General features: G+C 63.2%; 4 protein-coding genes and 1 pseudogene. 3 read left to right on the forward strand and 2 right to left on the reverse strand.

The window, feature by feature from the left end; genetic code table 11:
• Positions 1–25: 25 nt before the first annotated feature.
• A complete protein-coding gene (locus EN964_RS26695) occupies positions 26–757 on the reverse strand; it encodes an intradiol ring-cleavage dioxygenase (RefSeq protein ID WP_127266501.1) in 732 nt (243 codons plus the stop codon).
• A gap of 196 nt (positions 758–953) precedes the next feature.
• Here EN964_RS26695 and EN964_RS26700 point away from each other — a divergent pair, with 196 nt between their 5' ends.
• Both EN964_RS26700 and EN964_RS26705 read left to right on the forward strand, forming a co-directional pair.
• Complete coding sequence (locus EN964_RS26700; RefSeq protein WP_127266500.1) at positions 954–2,009, forward strand: GTP-binding protein; 1,056 nt, start codon at positions 954–956, stop codon at positions 2,007–2,009.
• A gap of 256 nt (positions 2,010–2,265) precedes the next feature.
• Positions 2,266–3,240 carry a WD40 repeat domain-containing protein gene (locus EN964_RS26705; protein WP_127266499.1) on the forward strand — a complete coding sequence of 325 codons (975 nt, stop codon included), beginning with the start codon at positions 2,266–2,268 and terminating at the stop codon, positions 3,238–3,240.
• A 6-nt stretch (positions 3,241–3,246) separates the two neighbouring features.
• Here the strand turns inward: EN964_RS26705 and EN964_RS26710 are convergent, their stop codons facing one another.
• Complete coding sequence (locus EN964_RS26710; protein ID WP_127266498.1) at positions 3,247–3,699, reverse strand: hypothetical protein; 453 nt, start codon at positions 3,697–3,699, stop codon at positions 3,247–3,249.
• A gap of 156 nt (positions 3,700–3,855) precedes the next feature.
• Here EN964_RS26710 and EN964_RS26715 point away from each other — a divergent pair.
• Positions 3,856–4,234: pseudogene (locus EN964_RS26715) on the forward strand (aminotransferase class III-fold pyridoxal phosphate-dependent enzyme); the annotation flags it as partial.

Raw genomic sequence — 4,234 nt, forward strand, 5'->3', positions numbered from 1 at the left:
AGCAAAGTGATGGAGTGACCGCCGCTCAGCCGGACTTCACCGCGATGATCATCAGCGCCTGATAGGCATCCTCCAGCTCGCGCAGCGCAGCCTGCGATTGCGGTCCGGCCCGCCTGGCTATGCCGTCCGCGGCATTCGAGGTGTCGCGCTCGCCCGACCGGTCGTTGTAGGGCGCGACAGCGGTGAAAATCTGCTCGCTGAGGCTGTCCGGGAAGAACAACTGTCCGGTCATCACCGAACTGTCGTCGGGAAAGACCTTGAAATGGATGTGGGTGGTGCGGCCGCGATACCAGCCGGGATAGATCGTGGCGAAGGAAACGATGCCACTCGCGTCGGTCCTTTGCCAACCACGCAGGAAGGTCTGGCCCGAGGTGTCGAGATCGCGGCCATCACCCTGTCCGGGATAGCCGGAATAGGCGCCTTGCGCGTCGCAATGCCAGATGTCGACACGAGCGCCGGCAAGCGGGCGGCAGCCCGCGTCGACAACCTGCAGCCGGACATTAAGGGCAATGCCCTTCTTGCCTTCGGTGACATCGGCGCGTTCTAGCTTCGGATCGAAATAGAACGGTCCCTCGGTCGCCTCGGGCGTGATGGTGCAGACACCGGCGCCGTTTTCGAACATGGCCAGTCCGGCATAGGGTGAAGTCTGGTCTGCTATCGCGGCGGCGGGCAGGAAGGCACCACCGCCGGCGGTGACCGCGATCAAACCGAGCGCCTGGCGCCGGCTCATTGAGAACGAGGATGGCTTGCCGGACATATCTTGCCTCTCGAATTGGCCTCTGTCGCCCTGATCTAGGCGATCACAACGGCTTTCGCCAACGATTCGGCAATGCAGCAAGCCGGTTTGGCCCATCGGTTTGCCCCGTGCAAAAGCCCGGCGCACATCCTATATGGAGCCGACATTCCCTTTTCTCAGGCCGAATTTCCGAGGCCCAGATAATTCGAGGCAAGCCATGAGCGACGCACAGACGCAGATCCCCGTAACCGTTCTCACCGGCTATCTCGGTGCCGGCAAGACGACGCTGCTCAACCGTATCCTGTCGGAAAACCACGGCAGGCGCTACGCCGTCATCGTCAACGAGTTCGGCGAAATCGGCATCGACAACGACCTGATCGTGGAATCCGACGAGGAAATCTACGAGATGAACAATGGCTGCGTCTGCTGCACGGTGCGCGGCGACCTGATCCGTGTCGTCGAGGGCCTGATGCGCCGACCCGGCCGCTTCGATGCCATCGTCGTCGAGACCACCGGGCTCGCCGATCCGGTGCCGGTGGCGCAGACCTTCTTCATGGATGACGACGTGCGCTCCAAGACCAGGCTCGACGCGGTGGTGGCGCTGGTCGACGCCAAGCACCTGCCGCTGCGGCTCAAGGATTCCAGGGAAGCCGAGGACCAGATCGCCTTCGCCGACGTCGTCGTGCTCAACAAGACCGACCTCGTCACATCAGAAGAGCTCGCCAAGGTCGAGGCGACGATCCGCGCCATTAATCCGGCGGCGAAGATCCACCGCACGACCCGAGCCGGCGTCGCCCTGACCGAGGTGCTCGATCGCGGCGCTTTCGACCTGTCGAGGGCGCTGGAAAACGACCCGCATTTCCTTGAGGCGCATGACGATCATCATGATCACGACCACGATCATGATGGCCACGATCATCACCACCATGATCATGACGGGCACCACCATCACGCTCATGCTTCAGACATCCATGACGTGACGGTGCAATCGGTATCGCTGCGCGGCGGCGAGATGGATCCGAAGAAATTCTTCCCATGGATCGAGAAGATCACCCAGATGGAAGGCCCCAACATCCTGCGGCTGAAGGGCATCATCGCGCTCAAGGGCGATGATGAGCGCTATGTCATCCAGGGCGTGCACATGATCATCGAGGGCGACCACCAGCGCGCCTGGAAGGACGGCGAGAAGCATGAGAGCCGGCTGGTGTTCATCGGCAGGGAACTCGACGCCGAGCGGCTGAAGAAGAGTTTTGACGCCTGCCAGGCGGCTTGATTTCCAGACTTTATAGCGCTAGCGCTGCCCCTCCTTCCTTCTCCCCTTGTGGGAGAAGGTGGCCGGGCGAAGCTCGGTCGGATGAGGGGTGTTCCAGCTTGGCGCTGACGGAGATCCGTCACCCACCCCTCAACCGTCTCGGCGCTGCGCGCCGATCCACCTTCTCCCACAAGGGGAGAAGGCCGGCCGCACCCAGCCGCGCTGGCGACCAGCGAGGTTAGACGACCAGCATAAATCTCGAATGGAATAATCTCCCATGCCAACAGTCGCCCCGCTTGATCTCGAAGGCCACTGCATCGCTGCCGTCTTCCTCGGCGACGTGCCGCATTTCGCGATGGCCGACGGCGCCGTCCATCGGCTCGACCATGGCCACAAGACAATTCAGGCCAATGACGGGGTGCTTGCCGCCTTCCATGATGCGGCCAATGACCGGCTGATCACCGGCGGCGAGGACGGCAAGGTGTTTTCCGTGAAAGCGGGCGGCGAGGTCACGGAATTGGCAAGCGCGGCCAAGAAGTGGATCACCAGCGTTGCCGCCGGGCCTCAAGGCGCCATCGCCTATGCCTCAGGCAAGACCGCCTTCGTGCGATTCGCCGACGGCAAGACGAGGGAATTCGTCCATCCGCGTTCGGTCGAGGGGCTGGCCTTCTCGCCCAAGGGCATGCGCTTCGGTGTCGCCCGCTACAATGGCGCGACGCTGCATTTCCCGGCCGCCGAGGGCAAGCCGGTGGAGCTTGAATGGGCCGGCGCCCACACCGGCATCACCTTCTCTCCCGATGGCGCCTTCCTCGTCACCACCATGCAAGAAAACGCATTGCACGGCTGGAAGCTCGCCGACGGCAAGCACATGCGCATGACCGGCTATCCCGGCAAGGTCAAAAGCCTGTCGTGGAGTGTGAAGGGCAAGTGGCTGGCGAGTTCCGGCGCGCCGGCGGCGATCGTCTGGCCGTTTTCAGGCAAGGATGGTCCCATGGGCAAGGCACCGCTGGAGCTCGGCACGCGCGGCAACGCCATGGTGACGGCTGTCGCCTGCCACCCGAGCCAGGATGTCGTTGCCGTCGGCTATGATGACGGCATGGTGATGGCGGTGCGTTTTGCCGACGCCAAGGAAGTGCTGTTGCGACGGCCGGGCAAGGGCGCCATCACCTCGATGATGTGGGACAAGGAAGAACGCCGGGTCGCCTTCGGCAGTGCCGCCGGCGATTGCGGCGTCATCGATATCACGGCCTGACCCCGCTCACTCCGCTCCGCACGACACCTTGCCGCTGATTTCAACCGGTTTGCCGTCCTGGTCCGTATCCGCCGCGGCGTCGTAGACGGCGAGCGTATAGCTCCCGTCGTAGACGCCTTCGTCGCTGGTCTTGGTCAGGATCGTCAGTTCGACCGAATTGATCTTTTGCGCGACCTCGTGCTCGCGATAGATGTTCAGCCGCAATTCCTTGCCGTCGAGCCAGTACTGCGTCAGGTTGGAATCCTCGAACACCGTCTTGCGCAGGCTGTCGCCGGCAGGCCGGCTCAGAATTTCGAGGTTGCCGCGAAAGTTGAAGGTCGGCCCGCCCATGCCTCTGGTGACGCCTGCCTCGACCTCGAATGTCGCCGCCGTGTCCTCGGTGGAGCACCAGATGCCACCCGACGCGAAGGCAGCGCCAGCCGACGACAGAAGCATTGCCACACACATGATCGTTCGCATTTTACCCCTCCACCTCAATTCCCGCTCATATTGGCGCTGACTTCGGCAGCACGGTCAAGCGCCGCCGCCAAAGGCTGAGCCAACGCAGGGCAGATGCGCGGCCAATTGCGGATGCGGACACGGATTGGCTAAGAGGGATCGACCAGAGGGGTTTTCATGCACAGCGACACGTCCAACACGTCCATCGGCGGCATCGGCCGCGACCGCATTGCCGATTTGCGCGAAGCCGAGGGGGCAGCCTTCCGCAAGGCGCGGCCAAAATCGCAAGCCAAGATCGGCAACGGCCTGCCCGGCTTCTTCGGCGGCGTCCCGATGCACTGGATGAACGATTGGCCGACGCCGTTCCCGATCCTGGTCGGCAACGCCAGGGGCGCTACGATCACGGATATCGACGGAAACAAGCTCGACGATTTCTGCCTTGGAGACACCGGCTCGATGTTTGGCCATTCGCCGCCGCCGGTGGCTCGCGCCGTCCGCCGCCAGGCCGGACGCGGCCTGACCTATATGCTGCCTTCGGAAGATGCGCTGGCCATTG

This window comes from Mesorhizobium sp. M7A.F.Ca.CA.001.10.2.1, assembly GCF_003998575.1.
In the GTDB taxonomy this organism is placed as follows: Bacteria; Pseudomonadota; Alphaproteobacteria; order Rhizobiales; family Rhizobiaceae; genus Mesorhizobium.

What these genes read in the sequence shown, in the direction of transcription:
- EN964_RS26695 (WP_127266501.1), bottom strand. Translation starts at nt 757, where the DNA reads ATGTCCGGCAAGCCATCCTCGTTCTCAATGAGCCGGCGCCAGGCGCTC.
- EN964_RS26700 (WP_127266500.1), top strand. Translation starts at nt 954, where the DNA reads ATGAGCGACGCACAGACGCAGATCCCCGTAACCGTTCTCACCGGCTAT.
- EN964_RS26705 (WP_127266499.1), top strand. Translation starts at nt 2,266, where the DNA reads ATGCCAACAGTCGCCCCGCTTGATCTCGAAGGCCACTGCATCGCTGCC.
- EN964_RS26710 (WP_127266498.1), bottom strand. Translation starts at nt 3,699, where the DNA reads ATGCGAACGATCATGTGTGTGGCAATGCTTCTGTCGTCGGCTGGCGCT.